This window comes from Capnocytophaga sputigena, from assembly GCF_002302495.1.
Classification (GTDB): domain Bacteria; phylum Bacteroidota; class Bacteroidia; order Flavobacteriales; family Flavobacteriaceae; genus Capnocytophaga; species Capnocytophaga sputigena.
In genome coordinates this window covers 2,836,021-2,855,148 of the sequence record NZ_CP022379.1, presented here as the reverse complement: position 1 = coordinate 2,855,148, position 19,128 = coordinate 2,836,021, and the positions used below count along the sequence as shown (strand labels likewise).

Annotated in this window: 15 protein-coding genes; 13 read left to right on the top strand and 2 right to left on the bottom strand. The window is 37.0% G+C overall.

What is annotated here, in order from left to right; genetic code table 11:
* The first annotated feature begins 201 nt into the window (after positions 1-201).
* Positions 202-618 (top strand): acyl-CoA thioesterase, encoded by a 417-nt coding sequence (locus CGC57_RS12815; protein WP_088594151.1) that lies wholly within the window; start codon positions 202-204, stop codon positions 616-618.
* A gap of 67 nt (positions 619-685) precedes the next feature.
* Here the strand turns inward: CGC57_RS12815 and CGC57_RS12810 are convergent, their stop codons facing one another.
* Positions 686-1,513, bottom strand: a complete 828-nt coding sequence (locus CGC57_RS12810) for a purine-nucleoside phosphorylase (protein WP_002678823.1) — start codon at positions 1,511-1,513, stop codon at positions 686-688.
* A gap of 73 nt (positions 1,514-1,586) precedes the next feature.
* Positions 1,587-2,402, bottom strand: a complete 816-nt coding sequence (locus tag CGC57_RS12805; protein ID WP_095899428.1) for a M48 family metallopeptidase — start codon at positions 2,400-2,402, stop codon at positions 1,587-1,589.
* A gap of 180 nt (positions 2,403-2,582) precedes the next feature.
* Between CGC57_RS12805 and pyrG the strand changes: the two genes are divergently transcribed.
* From pyrG to menD, 12 genes are all read left to right on the top strand, one after another.
* Entirely contained in the window at positions 2,583-4,202 is a 1,620-nt protein-coding gene (gene pyrG, locus CGC57_RS12800; protein WP_095899427.1) for a CTP synthase, read from the top strand.
* Between the two features lie 21 nt (positions 4,203-4,223).
* Positions 4,224-6,053, top strand: coding sequence for a membrane protein insertase YidC (gene yidC / locus CGC57_RS12795; protein ID WP_095899426.1), 1,830 nt, complete (start codon positions 4,224-4,226; stop codon positions 6,051-6,053).
* 133 nt (positions 6,054-6,186) lie between these two features.
* Positions 6,187-6,651, top strand: coding sequence for an HYC_CC_PP family protein (locus CGC57_RS12790; RefSeq protein WP_095899425.1), 465 nt, complete (start codon positions 6,187-6,189; stop codon positions 6,649-6,651).
* 71 nt (positions 6,652-6,722) lie between these two features.
* Entirely contained in the window at positions 6,723-8,978 is a 2,256-nt protein-coding gene (locus CGC57_RS12785; RefSeq protein ID WP_095899424.1) for a TonB-dependent receptor, read from the top strand.
* Position 8,979: 1 nt separating this feature from the next.
* Complete coding sequence (locus CGC57_RS12780) at positions 8,980-9,330, top strand: heavy-metal-associated domain-containing protein (protein ID WP_002678700.1); 351 nt, start codon at positions 8,980-8,982, stop codon at positions 9,328-9,330.
* A gap of 177 nt (positions 9,331-9,507) precedes the next feature.
* The gene (locus tag CGC57_RS12775) at positions 9,508-10,047 is read left to right on the top strand and encodes a DUF4136 domain-containing protein (RefSeq protein ID WP_095899423.1); all 540 of its coding nucleotides are present in this window, start codon (positions 9,508-9,510) and stop codon (positions 10,045-10,047) included.
* A gap of 78 nt (positions 10,048-10,125) precedes the next feature.
* A complete protein-coding gene (locus tag CGC57_RS12770; protein ID WP_095899422.1) occupies positions 10,126-10,962 on the top strand; it encodes a leucine-rich repeat protein in 837 nt (278 codons plus the stop codon).
* A 199-nt stretch (positions 10,963-11,161) separates the two neighbouring features.
* Positions 11,162-12,916 carry a 30S ribosomal protein S1 gene (gene rpsA, locus CGC57_RS12765; protein WP_002678834.1) on the top strand — a complete coding sequence of 585 codons (1,755 nt, stop codon included), beginning with the start codon at positions 11,162-11,164 and terminating at the stop codon, positions 12,914-12,916.
* Positions 12,917-13,081: 165 nt separating this feature from the next.
* Positions 13,082-14,011 carry an ABC transporter ATP-binding protein gene (locus CGC57_RS12760; protein WP_095899421.1) on the top strand — a complete coding sequence of 310 codons (930 nt, stop codon included), beginning with the start codon at positions 13,082-13,084 and terminating at the stop codon, positions 14,009-14,011.
* 23 nt (positions 14,012-14,034) lie between these two features.
* The gene (locus CGC57_RS12755) at positions 14,035-15,309 is read left to right on the top strand and encodes an ABC transporter permease (protein ID WP_095899420.1); all 1,275 of its coding nucleotides are present in this window, start codon (positions 14,035-14,037) and stop codon (positions 15,307-15,309) included.
* A gap of 1 nt (position 15,310) precedes the next feature.
* On the top strand, positions 15,311-17,416 hold the full coding sequence (ppk1, locus tag CGC57_RS12750; protein ID WP_095899419.1) for a polyphosphate kinase 1: 2,106 nt from the start codon (positions 15,311-15,313) through the stop codon (positions 17,414-17,416).
* A complete protein-coding gene (gene menD / locus CGC57_RS12745) occupies positions 17,417-19,090 on the top strand; it encodes a 2-succinyl-5-enolpyruvyl-6-hydroxy-3-cyclohexene-1-carboxylic-acid synthase (RefSeq protein WP_095899418.1) in 1,674 nt (557 codons plus the stop codon). It abuts the gene before it with no gap.
* The last annotated feature ends 38 nt before the right edge of the window (positions 19,091-19,128 follow it).

Sequence of the window (19,128 nt, the reverse complement as noted above, 5' to 3'; positions counted from 1 at the left end):
TTTTTAGGGTGCTACTTTTTAGCTAAAAATTTGATTATTAGATTTTTTTACTAATTTTGCCGGTGATAAAACTGTTCTTTTTTCAGTCAGCAAAATTGTGAATAATTTTTGAATAAAAAAAATATTTAACATTTGTTTTTCTGAATTTATTTTATAAGGGAACGATGTTAATCTTTTGTTAATGTTTATATCTATCTAATTATGAAAGAATTATATTTTGATTATGTACTGCGCACACGCTATGCAGAAACCGACCAAATGGGGGTGGTGTACTATGGTAATTATCCTCAATACCTCGAATTAGGAAGAGTAGAGTGGTTGCGCTCTATTGGTTTTACCTATAAAGCAATGGAAGAAGAAGGTGTTATGATGCCTGTGGTTTCTTTGCAAATTCAATATAAAAAACCAGCCCTATATGATGAGTTGATTACAATTCGCACCAAACTAAAAGAATTACCCTCTACAAAAATTGAGTTTGATTATGAGATTCTTAATGAAAGAGGAGAGTTACTTTCCACAGCTAACACTATATTAGTATTTGTAGATGCAAAAACTTTTAGACCAGTGCGCTGTCCTGAAAAGGTATTAAAACTGATTGAAGAGAAGATGAGTAATTAGTCACTAATAATGAATCGTTAGTCGTTAGTATCTCATTACTAACGACTAACGACTAAAAAGCTAAAGACTATCTGTAGTTTTTAATGAGATTTTTCACTAAAAGAATTACATTAGGCATTGCTATATTAGCTGCATTGAGTACTTCTTCGTGTGATACATCTGGTGAAATTTCTGGACCTCCTAAATCCGTGATAACTGAAAGGGCACACACCTCCATATTTTGATGACGTGCTACAATCACTTCAGGTACAGTACTCATCCCTACGGCATCACCTCCTAAAATACGCACCATACCATATTCGGCTGGCGTTTCAAACGAAGGTCCTTGCAACCCTACATACACACCTTTTTGAAGTTTGATATTGTGCTCTTTAGCTATTTTTTCTAATTCAGCTATCATAGCGTGATTATAGGGTTTGCTCATATCGGGAAAACGCACCCCAAACTGGTCTAAGTTCTTACCTCGCAAAGGGTGTTCTGGAAACATATTGATATGATCGCGAATCACCATTACATCTCCTATAGAAAAATTAGGATTCACTCCTCCCGAAGCATTAGAAACGATGAGACGTTTAATTCCTAATTGTGCAAACACACGTATCGGAAAAGTTACCTCTTGCATTGTATAGCCTTCATAGTAGTGCACACGCCCTGCCATCATCAGTACATAACGGTTTTCTATTTTACCATAGATAAGTTTGCCTTTGTGTCCGGCTACAGTCGATTTAGGAAAATTAGGAATATTGTTGTATTTAATTTCCGAAATAACTTCCACTTCATCTTCTAATTTATGAAGTCCAGACCCTAAAATAATAGCAAACTCCGGAGTGTGTTCTGTAATGTACGACTGTATGATGCGAGCCGTCTCGTTAATTTTGTCGTAAATTTGTTGCATATTTCTTTATTTTTTGTCGATTTTGTAGATTGTCTGCCTTTGGAGGAATGGGAACAATTAATAAATTTACTAATTATTGAAAATTAGTAACACCAAATTTAGCCGCTTCTGCTCTTGCTTTAGGTACTAGGGCTGTAAGATTTTTAATCCGTGAATCATCAGAAGGGTGTGTACTAAGTAACGAACTAGTTGATTTACCTCCTTTTAATGCTGCCATACGTTTCCATAACTCAGGAGCTTCAGAAGGATCATAGCCCGCAATTGCCATAATTTGAATACCTATAGCATCAGCCTCTGTTTCATTAGAACGGCTGAAAGGCAACATCACTCCTAAATTAGAACCTAAGCCATAAGCCAGCATAAACTGGTCAGTATAAGCGGCATATTTGCTGCTTTGTAAAGCTATAGAACCTGCTATAGCTCCTATCTGCTGCAAGGTACTTGCACTCATACGTTGTGCACCGTGATCAGCTAAAGCGTGTGCAACCTCGTGTCCCATAACCACAGCTAAACCTGCTTCGGTTTTTGTTACAGGTAAAATCCCTGTATAAACTACAATCTTGCCCCCTGGCATACACCAAGCGTTTACTTCAGGACTATCTACTAAGTTGTACTCCCAGCGATAATCATCTAAATAACCTTGATAACCATTGGTGTCAAGCCATAATTTGGCTGCTTTGGCTATACGTTCGCCCACTCGCTTTACCATAGCAGCATCATTAGTTCCTTTCAACACCTTATTTGAATTTAAAAAGGTAGAATATTGACTAAATGCCATTGGAAAAACTTTGCTATTAGGCATAAAGTTAAGGGTACTCTTCCCTGTAAAAGGGTTCGTTTTACAAGAAGAGATCATTAAAAGTAATGTGATTAAAATTAATTTCTTCATAAAAATTTATTTGAGGGCAAAGATAATAAATAATTAATAACTGACAATCATCAATTAACATTATTTAACAAATTATGAATTATTCAATTCTCTATCCCTATCTCCTAATCCCTAATTTTTGTCCATTGTTACTTGTTAATTGTTAATTAATTCGTACCTTTGCGCGCAAATTAAATAGAAATGGCAAATACCAAATATATATTTGTGACAGGAGGGGTAACCTCTTCTTTGGGAAAAGGCATCATTGCAGCTTCACTTGCCAAACTCTTGCAAGCTCGTGGCTATAGGGTAACCATACAAAAGTTCGACCCTTATATTAATGTTGACCCTGGTACTCTTAACCCTTATGAACACGGCGAGTGTTTTGTAACTGAAGACGGAGCCGAAACTGACCTCGACTTAGGTCATTACGAACGGTTCCTAAACGTACACACCTCTCAAGCAAACAATGTAACTACTGGACGCATTTACCAAAGTGTAATTGAAAAAGAACGCCGTGGTGAGTTCTTAGGCAAAACAGTACAAGTAATTCCTCACATTACCAACGAAATTAAAGAACGTATCCAGATACTTGGCAAAACGGGTGAGTATGATATTGTGATTACAGAAATTGGAGGCACAGTGGGTGATATAGAATCTTTGCCTTATATAGAGTCTGTACGTCAACTTTTATGGGATTTAGGAGAGCATAATGGTATCGTGATACATCTCACTTTAGTACCTTACCTCGCTGCTGCAGGTGAACTCAAAACTAAACCTACGCAACACAGTGTAAAAACCTTGATGGAAAGTGGAATCCAAGCCGATATATTAGTTTGTCGTACTGAGCACGAACTCTCCGATGACCTTCGTTATAAGTTAGCGCTCTTCTGTAATGTAAAACGTGAGGCTGTAATCCAATCTATTGATGTACCTACAATCTATGATGTACCTAATGTAATGCTCTTAGAAGGATTGGATAAAGTGGCACTCAAGAAGTTAGACCTCCCTTGTAAAAACGACCCCGACCTCACCCAATGGAACACTTTTTTGCAACGTTACAAGAACCCTAAACACCGCGTGAAAATAGGTTTAGTAGGTAAATATGTAGAATTGCAAGATGCTTATAAATCTATTTTAGAAGCTTTTATACACGCTGGAGCTGCTAACGAAGTGCGTGTAGATGTAGAGAGTATTCATTCCGAACATCTCAACGAAGAGAATATTGAAGCTAAATTAGGTCATTTAGATGCTGTACTCGTCGCTCCCGGTTTTGGCGGTCGTGGTATTGAAGGTAAAATAAAAGCTATTGAGTATGTACGCAAGCATAACATTCCTTTCTTAGGTATTTGTCTTGGAATGCAAATGGCAGTTATTGAATTTGCACGTCACGTAGCAGGACTTAAAGACGCTAACTCTACCGAAATGAATGAACAAACACCTTACCCCGTGATTAGTTTGATGGAAAGTCAAAAAGAAATTACTCACAAAGGTGGTACTATGCGCTTGGGTGCTTGGGATTGTGAACTCACCAAAGGTAGCAAAATATACGAAGCCTATGGTAAAAAAGATATTTCTGAACGCCATCGTCACCGCTATGAATTTAATAACAACTACAAAGAACAACTTGAGAAAGCTGGCTTACAATGCTCTGGTATCAATCCCGACACAGGTTTAGTGGAGGTAGTAGAATTACCTAATCATCCTTGGTTTGTAGGGGTACAATACCACCCTGAATATAAAAGTACTGTTGCCAACCCACACCCACTATTTGTAGCTTTTGTAAAAGCCGCTTTGAACAATAAACTTAAAAAGAACTAAACAACAGATAAAAACAATTATATGGACGAAAGAAAATTCGATGTAAAGAGTATTATAGGTTTTGCCTTAATCTTTGTACTCTTAATGTGGTTTATGAACAATAATAAACCTTCTCAAGAAGAATTAGCCAAGCGCAAAGCTCAACAAGAACAACAAGCTAATAAAACTGCTGCCAATACTCAAAATAATACTTCTACTGTTCAACCTACTGATTTAGGAAACTTTGCCTATTCAACTACCTTACCTTCAGCTAAAAATGAGGTAACTGTATTAGAAAATAAAGACCTTAAACTCACTATCAGTAACCGCGGTGGACAGCTTAAAGAAGTGTTACTCAAAGAATTCAAAACCTATGATTCTTTGCCTGTTTATTTAGTAAAAGATTGGAATGCTACTTTTAGTCTTAACTTTACTACTGCTCAGGACAAAAAATTAAACACCAAAGATTTGTATTTTGAGCCTACCCTAAGTGAAAACAATGGTAGCCAAGTGCTTTCTATGAAGCTTAAAACTTCCGAAAATACTTATTTAGAATATGTATACACCTTGCCTAAAGAGGGATATATGCTCGACTTAGTAGTGCGTTCTCAAGGTTTAGCTGGAGCTGTAAACACTTCTAAACCTATGAACATCGATTGGAAATTGCAAGCTCGCCGTATGGAGAAAAGTGTAACCTATGAAAACCGTTACACTCAAGCTGCTATACAATATGAAGGTGACCGTATCAATCGTATGAGCCAAGCTGGTAACGACGAACAAAAAGAAGAAAAAGTTAGTTGGGTAGCTTATAAACAACACTTGTTTACTTCAGTTCTTATCTCCGACAATCCGTTTGAGAAAGGAAATTTCATTTCTCACAATATTGCTATGAATGAAGGAAAAGAAGTAAAATACACTAAAAACTTCCTTACTTCTTTACCTATACAAGCTAAAAGTGGAGAATTGAGTGAATCATTACACTTCTATTTCGGACCCAGTGATTACAACGTTCTCAAACAATATAACGATAAATACGAACTTACTGAACTCATTCCATTAGGTTGGGGTATCTTTGGTTGGTTGAACAAATGGCTATTCATTCCTCTTTACAATTTCCTTGCTGATTATTTTTCTGTAGGATTGGTAATTATCTTGATGACCTTTATCGTACGTATATTGCTATCGCCTATCGTTTATAAATCGTATGTTTCTCAAGCTAAAATGAAGGTATTACGTCCTGAAATTGACGAAATCAACAAAAAATATGATGAGCCTATGAAACGCCAACAAGAAACTATGGCTCTGTATAGCAAAGCAGGAGTAAATCCACTCAGTGGTTGTATCCCAGCCCTCTTACAATTGCCTGTGTTCTTAGCGCTCTTCAACTTCTTCCCTACCGAATTTGGATTGAGGCAAAAAAGTTTCTTATGGGCTCATGATTTGTCATCTTACGACGCTATTTTCGAACTCCCTTTCTCTATACCTTTCTATGGTAGTCATGTGAGTTTATTCCCTTTGTTAGCTTCTATCGCTATATTAATTTATTCATTGATGACTATGGCTCAAACTGTACAGCCTCAACAACCTGGTGTGCCTAATATGAAGTTCCTCATCTATCTATCTCCTATAATGATGTTGTTCTTCTTCAACAACTACGCCAGCGGACTCAGTTTGTACTATTTTATATCTAACTTATTGACTATAGGTATTATGTTAGCTATCAAGTATTGGATTATAGACGAGAAGAAGATTCACGCTCAAATACAAGAAAACAAGAAAAAACCTAAAAAAGAAAGTAAATTCCAAGCTAAAATGCGTGAGATGATGGAACAAGCTGAAGCGCAACGCAAAGCTCAACAAAATAAACGTTAGCCTATAGATTTAACAACTAAAAAACGAATACACTTTGCCAAAGTTCTCTATTGCTATTGCACTACGATCTTTGGCAAAGTTTTTATATAAAACTATATAATGGTATAGTTTTTGCTGCTAATGTTTTCAAACTATGAAAAGAAAATTTATCAACATATTATTATCTACACTCATCTTGTTCTCTAATTCAGGATGGGCTATTTCTTTTCATTATTGTCAAGACCACTTATCGTCAGTTTCTTTAGAATATATCACTTCTTCTGTAGATGAAGAAGTAAGTGATTGTGCTGATATGGACTCTTGTTGTGCTTCTGAGGACGACGATAGTGATGAGAGTAAAACAGAATCTTCACATAAAAAATGCTGTGACAATACAGCTATATCATCTTCTATTTCTGATAGTACTTCAGTAGTAAAAGCGTTGGAACTGCAACTACAATCTTTTGTAGTAAGTTCTTTGGTTTTTCCTACTTTGGAAGTGGTAAGTATTCCTCAGACTGTAAAGAAAGCCATCACGAGAGATTTCTTTACGCAGTTGAATGCGCCACCTCTTTATGAATTATACTGCCAGAGGGTGTTTTATTCAGGTAAGAGATAAGAGGTAAGAAATATACCTCTGTTTTCCAATCCTTAAATTCTAATTTCTAAACTGAATAAAACAAGACAATAATGTACAAAAAATATATCTTTTTAATAGGGCTGTTGTTGCCCTTGTCTGTCTTTGCTCAACATTTTAGCAAAGGGAAAGTGGTAGACGAAAACAACGCACCTCTTATAGGGGCAGATGTGTATTGGGAGGGTACTGAAATAGGTGTATCTACTGATAATGAAGGAGCTTTCACGCTGAAACGCACAGATGCTTCTAATACTTTGGCAGTAAGCTATATTGGTTATAAAAAGAAAACTGTAAAAGTAAGCGGTAATGCGTCTTTACATATTCAATTGGAACCAGAAGCGACTTTGGAAGAGGTGGTAGTAAGCCAGAAGCGTGCTAACACGATGAAATCGCAATGGCAAGTAGCTGATGTGCACACAATGAGTAGTGGGGAATTACTGAAAGCAGCTTGTTGCAACCTATCGGAGAGTTTTTCTACTAACCCATCAATTGATGTGAACTTCTCGGATGCTGTTACGGGTAACAAACAGATAAAGATGCTGGGGTTAACCAGTCCGTACATACTAATGGCAGAAGAGAATATCCCTACAATGCGGGGCGCTTCGCAAGCCTACGGACTCTCATTTGTACCAGGTACGTGGATTGAGAGCATCCAGATAACCAAAGGAGCAGGGAGTGTGATTAATGGGTATGAGAGTATTTCGGGGCAAATCAACTATGAGATAGAAAAGCCTATCAGTAGTCGTCCTTTCTTCTTAAACTTGTATGCTTCAGAAGATAATCGTTATGAACTCAATGCTCATACCAATCAAAAATTATCTGATAAGTGGGCGACTACTCTTTTTGCACATGGCAATGTACGCCAGCAGAAAGCCGACCACAATCACGATGGTTTTATAGATAACCCCATAGGTAATCAAATCAACTTGTTGAATCGTTGGCAGTATGCGAATGCAGAAAAAGGGTGGGTAGGTTTTTTGAATCTCCACTATATGAAAGATGAGCGCCAAGCAGGAGAGTTGCGTTTTAATCGGCTAACGGACAAAGGAACTACCAATGCATGGGGCAGTGAAGTAAACTCCGAGCGCTTTAGTGCATCTAATAAAATAGGGTATGTATTTCCTGACACACCTTATAAGAGTATAGGGTTGCAGAACTCTTTTCAGTCGCATCGTCAAGATTCTTATTTTGGGTTGAACCGCTATGATATACAGCAAAAGAGTTGGTATGGTAATTTGATATACAATTCTATCATCACCGATACCAAACACAAATTTGCCACAGGACTCAATGGAACTTATGACGATTATAATGAGGTGCTCACTACTTCGGCTCTTGCGGGAGATTTCTCACGTGTAGATCGCTCCATAGGTGCTTTCTTTGAATACACTTACGACAATTTGAGTAACTTCAGTTTTGTGGCAGGAGTACGCGCTGATAGTCATAATCATTTAGGAAACTTCATTACGCCACGTTTACACTTGCGTTATAATCCTTGGAAACAAGCGACTTTCAGAGTATCGGCAGGGCGAGGCAAACGCGCTGCTAATGTGATAGCAGAGAACCAACAACTCTTGGCATCTGCACGTCAGCTTGCCATTATAGGAGGTGATGGAGGCAAGCTCTATGGTTTGAATCCCGAAATTGCTTGGAACTACGGAGTGAGCTTTTTGCAAGCGTTTAAAGTATTCGGTAAAAGTGCAGAGTTTTCAGTAGATTTCTACCGCACAGATTTTGATAATCAAGTAGTAGTAGATTTGGATAACTCACCCCAACAAGCCTTGTTTTACAACCTCAATGGGAATAGTTTTGCGAACTCTCTACAAGCGGAATTTAGTATTACTCCTGCCAAAGGGTTGGACTTCAAGGCTGCCTATAAGTATTATGATGTGCAAACGCAGTTTACTAAAGGACAAATGGAGAAGACCCTTACCCCAAAGCATCGCTGGTTTGCCAATGTAGCTTACGAGACTCCTGAGCGCCACGAGAACAAGAATTCTCAATGGAAGTTTGATGTAACCTTCAACTGGTTAGGAGAACAACGCTTGCCTACAACCGCTACGAACCCTATAGCCTATAGGTTAGACGATTATACGCCATCATTTGCTACACTCAATGCTCAAATCACCAAAGTATTTTCTAAGACATTTGAGGTATATATAGGAGGTGAAAACATCACCAATTATAAACAAGAGAATGGTATTTTGGCAGCCAACAATCCTTTTGGCGCATATTTTGATAGTACAATGCAGTACGCTCCTGCCTTTGGACAGATGTATTATGCAGGATTAAGATTTAAATTATTATAAAATGAAAACACGTATTTTATTATGGATAGCTTTGAGTTTTTTTGGACTCACTATCGCAAGTGCACAACAAGCACCTAACAAAAGTAAAAAAGTAGAGTTTGCTGTAGGAGGCAACTGTGAACAGTGTAAGGCGCGTATAGAAAAAGCGGCTTATAGCGTAAAGGGCGTAAAGAGTGCTAATTGGAATATCAAGAGTGGCAATATGACTCTTATTTTTGACGAACGCAAATGTAGCGAAAGCGATGTGCAGAAAGCTATTGCCAAAGTAGGACACGACGCTGGTAAAGAACGTGCTGACGATGAAGTGTACAAAAACTTACACCACTGCTGTTTATACGAAAGATTACCTTAAAATATGGGTAGTTTAAAAAGTTTTTTTTAAAGTATGATTGCGGTATACTGATAATCAGATGCTTTTAATGATGTTGTAGAGGGGATTTATAAATCGCTCCTACAACATCACTTTTTAAGGTAGTCTCATTTCGGTATAGATTTTGCTGTTAAGAAAGAAACACTAAATCACAACAAAATGAAAAAGATAACTATTCTACTAATGTTAGCAGTAGCTTTGGGCCTTAGTTCTTGTGCGAGCATTTATGTAGCTACTGATTATGATCGTCAAGCCGATTTTTCGGCGATGAAATCTTTTGCTTTTTTTAAGGAAGGTATTGATAAAGTACAAATATCCTACTTGGATAAGAAACGTATTTTGCGAGCTATAGAGCAAAATCTTACTGCTAAAGGGCTAACACTTTCTGAAACCCCTGATTTTTTAGTAAACATATTCACTCGAGATCGGGAGAATGTAGATGTGTATGACAACAGTCCGTATTACTGGGGCTGGGGAATGGGTTGGGGTCCTTTTTGGGGAGGAGCTACTTATAATGTAAGCCGAAATACAGAGGGCACTCTTTACATTGAGATTATAGATGCGAAGAAGCGTGAATTGGTATGGCAAGGAAAAGGCACGGGGTATTTGCCACAATCGATGGATAAGAAGGAAGAAGCTATCAAAAATTTTGTAAGTAAGATATTGGAGAAATATCCGCCTTCAGCAGATAAAAAATAACAATCACTAACTTTGTCAGAGTCTAATGACCCCGACAAAGTTTTTATTTTTCATATAGTAATTCGTAATTTGTAACCTATGTTTAAAAAACCTTTTTCTTTCGATGGACGTATTAGGCGTACTGAATTTGGAATCTCTTTTATTATTTGCTACATAGCACATATCTGTTTAGTAGGATTAATGGACTTAAATGGCTATATCTTCTGTATCCCTTTTTTCTTTTTTTTCTTTGCTCAAGCAGCTAAACGTAGTCATGATATGGATAAAAGTGGATGGTTTACTTTGATACCTTTATACAATCCATTTTTTTTGTTATTCATAGAAGGAACCATAGGTGCCAATAAATACGGAAAAGATCCTAAGTATCGAATTACAGATATTTTATTTCGTAACTCTTCTGATCTCCTAACTACTATAACAGTTTCTCTAAAACAAAAAAATCCAATTATAAGGACTGAAAATATTGATAAAAAATACCTACTCAGCGAGGATGGAAAAATTTTACTGAAGTGGTTAGATACTCAAGTTACCGCTATAGATATGCAAGCTGATCCTGATCTTAGAAATGTTACAACTATAGGTCGAGATGCCTTCTACAATTGTAATAAACTCAGTAATATAATCTTCACAGGGCAACTCACTACCATACAAAAAGCTGCCTTTGAAGATTGCGAAAAATTACAACATCTTAGCTTCCCAAGCCAAGTAAATTTTATAGGTGAATTTCTCTTTGGAAGAAATTGCATTGAAACTATTAATATTGAAAGTGAAATACCTCCACGCTTGGAAGGTAATTTTTCATACAATGACGAAAAACTACAAGCTATCTATGTAACTACAAGTGATATAAGTTTATATCGTAATAACGAAAGCTGGAAAAAATACGCACACCTCATTAGAATAAAAAAACACTGATTTTCAGCTATATATTTTTCTACATAGAAATATTTTTACAAAAACTTTTGGCTATTCAGAAGATTATCACTACATTTGCCAAAATTTTAGGGAAAATAGAGTATTTATTTTATTTATTAAGTTTAACTCTTTCCTATAGCAATCCCTTTTATATAATACTCTAATTGCTATCAGGAAATACAAATTTTATCATCAGCAAATGGCTGAAAACACTCAAAATCCAGAAGAATTTTTACAAAACTTTAACTGGGAAAAATACCAAGAAGGTATTGACAGCGTACAAGAAGACCAATTAAAAAACTTCGAAGAATTGGTTAAAAACAATTTCGTTGACACTCAAGACAATGAAGTAGTAGAAGGTGTTGTAACTCGTATTACCGACAGAGAGGCAATTATCGACATCAACGCTAAATCTGAAGGTGTTATCTCTCTCAACGAGTTCCGCTACAACCCTAACCTCAAAGTAGGTGACAAAGTAGAAGTACTTATTGATATCCGCGAGGACAAAAACGGTCAGTTAGTACTTTCTCACCGCAAAGCACGTACGCTTAAGGCTTGGGATAGAATCAATTTAGCACACGAAAACGGCGAAATCGTAAACGGTTTCGTAAAAAGCCGTACCAAAGGTGGTATGATTGTAGATGTATTTGGCATCGAAGCATTCCTCCCTGGTTCACAAATCGATGTGAAACCTATCCGTGATTACGAGCAATTCGTAAACAAAACAATGGAATTCAAGATTGTGAAAGTAAATCACGAGTTCAAAAACGTAGTGGTTTCTCACAAAGCGCTCATCGAAGCAGATATCGAAGAACAAAAGAAAGAAATCATCAGCCAACTCGAAAAAGGTCAAGTACTCGAAGGTGTTGTGAAAAACATCACTTCTTATGGCGTATTTGTAGACCTTGGTGGCGTAGATGGATTGATTCACATCACCGACCTTTCTTGGGCTCGTATCAACCACCCAAGCGAAGTGGTTTCTGTAGATCAAAAATTGAACGTAGTTATCCTCGATTTCGACGACAACAAATCTCGTATCCAATTAGGCTTGAAACAGCTTAGCAAACATCCTTGGGATGCTTTAGCCGACGATCTTAAAGTGGGTGATAAAGTAAAAGGTAAAGTTGTTGTTATTGCCGATTATGGTGCTTTTGTAGAAATCGCTGATGGCGTTGAAGGTCTTATCCACGTTTCTGAAATGTCTTGGAGTACTCACTTGCGTTCTGCTCAAGATTTCGTAAAACTTGGTGACGAAGTAGAGGCTGTTATCTTAACTCTTGATCGCAACGAGCGCAAAATGTCTTTGGGTATCAAACAACTTACCCCAGACCCTTGGATCAACATCACTGAAAAATATCCAGTAGGTTCTAAACATACAGGTACTGTTCGTAACTTCACTAACTTTGGTGTATTCGTAGAACTCGAAGAAGGTATCGATGGTCTTATCCACATCACCGACCTTTCTTGGACTAAGAAAATCAAACACCCATCAGAATTCGTAAACTCTGGTGATAAGATTGAAGTAGTAGTACTCGAATTGGATGCTGAAGGTCACAAATTGTCATTAGGACACAAACAAACTACTCCCAACCCTTGGGACAAATACGAAGCTGAATTTGCCGTAGGTACTGTACACACAGGAACCATTTCTAAAATGGTAGACAAAGGTGCTACTGTTCCTTTCAACGACGATATCTTAGCATTTGTTCCTTCACGTCACTTAGAAAAAGAAGACGGAAAAAAATTAGGTAAAGGAGACACTGCTGAGTTCAAAGTAATTGAGTTCAACAAAGAATTTAAACGTGTGGTAGCTTCTCATACTGCTATCTTCAAAGAAGAAGAAGAAAAAATAGCTAAAGAAGCTGCTGTAAGCACCAATTCATCTACTGTTGAAAAATCAACCCTTGGAGACCTTGAAGTATTACAAGAGTTGAAAGACAAGATGGAAAAATAGAAGTAATTTAGTTTTTTTCATAATTTTTTGTTTTAATGAGGAAAAGTCGTTGCTGGGAAGTGACGACTTTTTTTATTACCTATACTTGCTTTTCTTTTTGAATTATTTTATCTTTGCCCTCTGAAAACTAATCATTAATCATTTTATCACGAACCGTTTATCAAAATGCTTAGAATAGAAAATATCAGTAAACAATATGGCGACTACACCGCACTCAACAATGTGTCGCTACACATCCCTAAAGGCAGCATCTTTGGCTTGCTCGGTCCTAATGGGGCAGGGAAAACTTCTCTTATACGTATCATCAACCAAATTGTACTGCCCGATGCAGGACAAGTTTTTTTTGACGGTGAACCTTTGCAACCCAAGCATACAGCTCAAATAGGCTATTTGCCTGAAGAACGGGGTTTGTACAAATCGATGAAAGTAGGTGAACAAGCTTTATATTTAGCACAATTAAAAGGCTTGAGTAAAGCTGAAGCTAACGAACGACTTAAATTTTGGTTTAACCGCCTTGATATCGGCGATTGGTGGAACAAAAAAGTACAAGAGCTCTCCAAAGGTATGGCTCAAAAAATACAGTTTTTAGTAACCGTACTTCATAACCCTAAACTATTGATATTCGATGAACCTTTTAGTGGTTTCGACCCCATCAATGCGAATGTTATCAAGGATGAAATTCTCTACTTGCGCGACCAAGGCGCTACCATTATCTTCTCTACTCACCGAATGGAATCGGTAGAGGAACTGTGTGACCATATTGCACTCATCAATAAATCACGTAAAATATTAGACGGTAAACTTATTGATATCAAACGCGCTTATAAAAACAATTCTTACGAAGTAGGTTTAAAATTGCCTGAAGACCAGAAACCTGCTCTCTTAAACGAACTGAAAATGCATTTTGAACTAAGTGAAGCGCATTTCAAAACATTGTACGATGAATTAAAACTGCATATCAAGCAAAAAGAGGGACAAACCGCTAACGATTTGTTGCAATACCTAACAACCCGTGCCGAGGTAACTCATTTTGTAGAGGCTATCCCTACCGTTGATGAGATTTTTATCTCAACCATTAATAAATTGTCAAACTAAAAACTGCCCGTGAGGCTCATATTATGAAACATTTAGGAATTATTATTCAAAGAGAATACTTAAATAAAATACGTAATAGGTCATTTGTGATAATGACGTTCGTAAGTCCACTTATATTCGTTTTGTTTGCTTTTATCATTGGCTTTTTAAGTGATATGAACCGAAAGAGCAAGGCTAAGGATATTGTGATTGTAGATGAAAGCGGACTCTATGCTAATACTTTTGAGAATACCGAGACAACCCAGTTTCAATATCTCAATAATATTTCACTCAAAGATGCCAAAGCTAATGTATTAGAAAAAGGTCAATATGGATTGTTATACATTCCCACTAAAGGTGACCAAAATATTGCTTTCTATAGTGAAGAATCCCCCTCCTTATCACTTACTAATGAGATGACAGCTGCAATAGAACGCACTCTTTTCCAACATAATCTCACTCAAAAAGGAATTGATAAAAAGGAAATAGACGCAGCTAAAGCTCATATTGATATCGAGTTACAGAATTTCACGGGGGAAAAGAGCTCTGAGTTCGATAGCCTGATGAAAATAAGCATTGGAGGAATTGCTGGTTATCTAATTTTTATGTTTATCATCATCTATGGCAATATGATTATGCGCAGCGTAATAGAGGAAAAAACCAATCGAATTATAGAAATTATCATCTCATCTGTCAAACCTTTTGAACTGATGTTAGGAAAGATTTTAGGTACTTCGTTAGCGGGCATCACTCAATTTGTAATATGGGTTGTTATAGGAGGGATATTGTTAGCATTAGCTCCTTCTTTTTTTGATGTAAATACTTCTACACAAGCAGTACAAGGAGCAGGTAACTTATCGGATATCAATAATATAGTAAATTCTTTATATCATTTCCCTTTTGCCGAAACCTTCGTAGTCTTCCTCTTGTTTTTCATAGGAGGCTACTTGCTATATAGTTCACTTTATGCAATGATTGGCGCAATGGTTGATAACGAAACCGATACTCAGCAGTTTATGATGCCGATATTAATCCCTTTAATATTAGGCTTCTATGTAGGAATGTTCTCTGTAATCGAAGAGCCTCACGGCACCATTTCAGTAGTATTTTCGTACATTCCCTTCACTTCACCCATAGTAATGTTAATGCGCATACCGTTTGGGGTAGCGTGGTGGGAAGTAGCAATCTCTCTTGTTATTCTGTATCTTTCTTTCTTCGGAATCATCAAATTGGCAGCCAAAATATACCGCATTGGTATCTTGATGTATGGTAAAAAACCTACTTATAAAGAACTGTGGAAATGGCTTAAAATGAAATAAAATGAAAACAGAAAATCAATATATCAACCGCGAATTGAGTTGGCTCAAATTCAATGCACGCGTACTTCAGGAGGCAGCCGATGAACGCGTGCCTCTATTGGAACGCTTGCGCTTCGCGGGTATTTTTTCTAACAACTTAGATGAGTTTTTCAAAGTGCGTTACGCTACAGTGAAACGCGTTGCAATGAATGAAACTTCCGACAAAGAATTGGGAGTACACGCTAAAGAACTTTTAGAAGAAATTACTAAAGAGGTAATTCTTCTACAAGATCAAAGTTTGAAAATCATTGCCTCTATCACCAAAGAATTGGAGAAAGAACAGATTTTTATAGTAGATGAAAAGACCTTGTTACCCGAGCACGAAGCTTTTGTAAATACATATTTCTATAATAAAGTGCGCCCTGCTCTCTTTACTATTATCCTCAACGATTTGGAAATGTTTCCTCAACTGAAAGATGACGTAGCGTATTTAGCTGTTAAAATGACACTAAAGGAAGAGGACGAAAAAGCATCAGGTATAGAAAAGTTCTTTTCATCACGTGTTTACAAAGAAAAAATACAATATGCTCTGATTGAGTTACCTACTACCCTCGACCGCTTTATAGAGCTACCTCAGATAGGTGACAAACACTATATCATTATGCTGGATGATGTAATTCGTTTCTGTTTACATAAAATATTCAACATCTTCAATTACGAATCGCTTACAGCTAATATGATAAAAATCACCCGTGATGCCGAATTGGACATTGATGATGATTTGAGCAAAAGTTTTATCGAAAAAATATCTACCAGTGTGGAAGATCGGCGCAAAGGGGAACCTGTGCGTTTTGTATACGACAAAATGATTGATAAGGATACCTTGCAATTCTTATTCGAGAAAATGGGAATTGTAAAAACGGATAGTGTAATACCTGGAGGACGTTACCACAACCGCCGTGATTTTATGAGCTTTCCCAGCTTAGGTCGTAAGGATTTAACCTATCCTCCCATACAATCTCTACCTGTACAAGGACTTACTTCCGATGAGAGTTTATTAAAAAAAATTGCTGAAAAGGACTATTTGCAATATACTCCTTACCATACTTTTTCTAACATTATATGGTTTTTGAGAGAAGCTGCTCTTGACCCCAAAGTGAAGTCGGTAAAAATAACCATTTATCGTTTGGCAAAAAACTCGCAAGTTGTCAATTCACTCATCAATGCGGTGAAAAACGGCAAACAAGTAACTGTACAGATAGAGTTACAAGCACGCTTTGATGAGGAATCAAATATACGATATGCTGAACAACTAAAAGCAGAAGGTGTAAAGCTCATTTTTGGCGTACGCGGACTCAAAGTGCATAGTAAAATATGCGTAATTGAACGCAAAGAAGGTAAAGAACTAAAACGTTATGGTTTTATCAGTACGGGTAACTTCAACGAAAGTACAGCTAAAATCTATACTGATTACACACTGTTTACTGCAAATCAAGAGATTCTCAAAGAGGTAAACAAAGTGTTCAACTTCTTTGATACCAACTATAATGTGCAAAAATTCAAGCATCTAATAGTCTCTCCTCACTATACAAAAAAGCAACTTAAACATCTGATAGACGAGGAAATCAAGAATGCTAAAGCGGGTAAAGAGGCGTATATCAAGCTAAAGATGAACAATATCACCAGCTACAAGATGATTGATAAACTATATGAAGCCAGCCGTGCAGGAGTAAAAATACAAATGATTGTACGCGGCATTTGTTGCTTAGTACCTGGTATTGAAGGAATGAGTGAGAATATTGAGGTAATCAGTATCGTCGATAAGTTCTTAGAACACCCACGTTTGTTTATCTTTGGCAATGGAGGTACCCCTAAAGTATACATCTCCTCAGCCGACTGGATGACGCGCAACATTTCTTTCAGAGTAGAAGTAGGTTGCCCTATTTACGATAAAACCATACAGCAAGAGTTGATAGATACCTTTGAAATAAGTTGGGCTGATAATGTAAAGGCGCGTATCATCAACAAAGCGCAAGACAATACTTATCGTCCTCACACCACTCCTGCCTTGCGCTCTCAAGTAGCCCTATATGAGTATTATCAGCATAAAAACAAGCTCACTGAATAGATGAAAAGACCACAAATTAAACTAGCTCAACACGTAATAGAAGCCTGTAAAGCCAAACAAATAAAACACATTGTCATCTCTCCAGGGTCGCGTAATGCCCCTCTAACCATTGGTTTTGCCAATGATCCTTATTTTAACTGTTATAGTATTGTAGATGAGCGTTGCGCCGCTTTCTTTGCCTTAGGTATTGCTCAACAACGGCGTGAGCCTGTGGCTGTAGTATGTACTTCAGGCTCTGCTTTACTCAATTACTACCCTGCTTTTTCAGAGGCTTTTTACAGTAATATCCCTTTGGTAGTTATCTCTGCCGACCGCCCATCAAGTAAAATAGATATAGGCGACGGACAAACCATACGTCAGGTGAATGTACTAGCAAACCACAGTGCCTACAATGCCAATCTATCAGATGAAACGCATAGTGATAAAAGCAACTTTTATGAACTAAACAGAGCGTTGAATACAGCTATAGAGGAGCAATTACCAGTGCATATCAACGTGCCTTTTGAAGAACCCTTATACCTCACTACCGAAGAACAGTATCCTTTTGAGAACATCGTTGCAGAAATCAAAAATCCTATTGTTAATGAGGATAAAGCTACTAATTTCGTGAAACATTGGAACTCTTCGGCTAAAAAAATGGTATTAGTAGGGGTATTAACACCCAATAGTGTAGAATCTCAATATATTGAATGGCTTGCCAAAGACCCCTCCGTAGTGGTACTCACTGAAACTACATCGAACTTGCACCATTCGCATTTTATTCCTTATATCGATAAATTGCTAACTTATACCGAAAAAGACCCTACTCTAAAAGAAGCCTTACGCCCTGATCTGTTACTTACTTTTGGTGGTCTGGTAGTTTCCAAAAAGATAAAACAGTTCTTGCGTTCTTATCAACCTGCCTATCACTATAATGTAGATTTACACAAAGATTATAATTCATATTTCTGTTTAACTGCTCATTTTAAAGCAGGTATCAATACTTTTCTGAAAGAGGTTACCCCTAAATTAATGAGTGTATCTTCTAACTATCAACAACAGTGGTTAAAGGTGAAAAACGAGATACAACAAACTCATTTAGAGTATATCAATCAAACCCCTTTCTCCGATTTAAAAGTGTATTCTGAAGTATTTAAGAACATCCCTAATGATTATATTGTGCAGATAAGCAATAGTTCAGCTATCAGATATGCTCAATTGATAAAAGCACACCCTTCTTGGAAAGTGTTTTGCAACCGTGGTACAAGTGGTATTGATGGTAGTATGAGCACAGCTATTGGGGCTGCTGTTGGGAGTGCATCGCCTACCGTTTTTATCACGGGTGATTTAAGTTTTTTCTACGATAGTAATGCTCTTTGGAACAAATATATTCCACAAAACTTCAGAGTGATTCTCCTTAACAATCAAGGAGGAGGTATCTTTAGAATACTACCAGGTGATAAAACCGATTCTAACTTTGAATATTTTTTTGAGACACCTCACAAACTCACAGCTGAGCATTTTTGTAAAATGTACAACATAAATTATCAGTCAGCTACTAATCTTACTGATTTACAGAGAAAAATAGGTGAATTTTACGAAAAATCCGACGTACCAAAGCTATTAGAAGTACATACACCACGAAAAATAAATGATAAAGTTTTGTTAAAATATTTTGAGTTTATAAAAAAATAACTACTTTTACCGCATTAATAATTTTAAATATAAAAAAT

Bases quoted from the DNA above. Each gene is read 5' to 3' on its own strand.
- CGC57_RS12785 (WP_095899424.1), top strand. From the start codon at position 6,723: ATGTACAAAAAATATATCTTTTTAATAGGGCTGTTGTTGCCCTTGTCT.
- yidC (WP_095899426.1), top strand. From the start codon at position 4,224: ATGGACGAAAGAAAATTCGATGTAAAGAGTATTATAGGTTTTGCCTTA.
- menD (WP_095899418.1), top strand. From the start codon at position 17,417: ATGAAAAGACCACAAATTAAACTAGCTCAACACGTAATAGAAGCCTGT.
- CGC57_RS12815 (WP_088594151.1), top strand. From the start codon at position 202: ATGAAAGAATTATATTTTGATTATGTACTGCGCACACGCTATGCAGAA.
- CGC57_RS12780 (WP_002678700.1), top strand. From the start codon at position 8,980: ATGAAAACACGTATTTTATTATGGATAGCTTTGAGTTTTTTTGGACTC.
- CGC57_RS12805 (WP_095899428.1), bottom strand. From the start codon at position 2,402: ATGAAGAAATTAATTTTAATCACATTACTTTTAATGATCTCTTCTTGT.
- rpsA (WP_002678834.1), top strand. From the start codon at position 11,162: ATGGCTGAAAACACTCAAAATCCAGAAGAATTTTTACAAAACTTTAAC.
- CGC57_RS12760 (WP_095899421.1), top strand. From the start codon at position 13,082: ATGCTTAGAATAGAAAATATCAGTAAACAATATGGCGACTACACCGCA.
- CGC57_RS12755 (WP_095899420.1), top strand. From the start codon at position 14,035: ATGAAACATTTAGGAATTATTATTCAAAGAGAATACTTAAATAAAATA.
- CGC57_RS12790 (WP_095899425.1), top strand. From the start codon at position 6,187: ATGAAAAGAAAATTTATCAACATATTATTATCTACACTCATCTTGTTC.
- CGC57_RS12770 (WP_095899422.1), top strand. From the start codon at position 10,126: ATGTTTAAAAAACCTTTTTCTTTCGATGGACGTATTAGGCGTACTGAA.
- ppk1 (WP_095899419.1), top strand. From the start codon at position 15,311: ATGAAAACAGAAAATCAATATATCAACCGCGAATTGAGTTGGCTCAAA.
- CGC57_RS12810 (WP_002678823.1), bottom strand. From the start codon at position 1,513: ATGCAACAAATTTACGACAAAATTAACGAGACGGCTCGCATCATACAG.
- pyrG (WP_095899427.1), top strand. From the start codon at position 2,583: ATGGCAAATACCAAATATATATTTGTGACAGGAGGGGTAACCTCTTCT.
- CGC57_RS12775 (WP_095899423.1), top strand. From the start codon at position 9,508: ATGAAAAAGATAACTATTCTACTAATGTTAGCAGTAGCTTTGGGCCTT.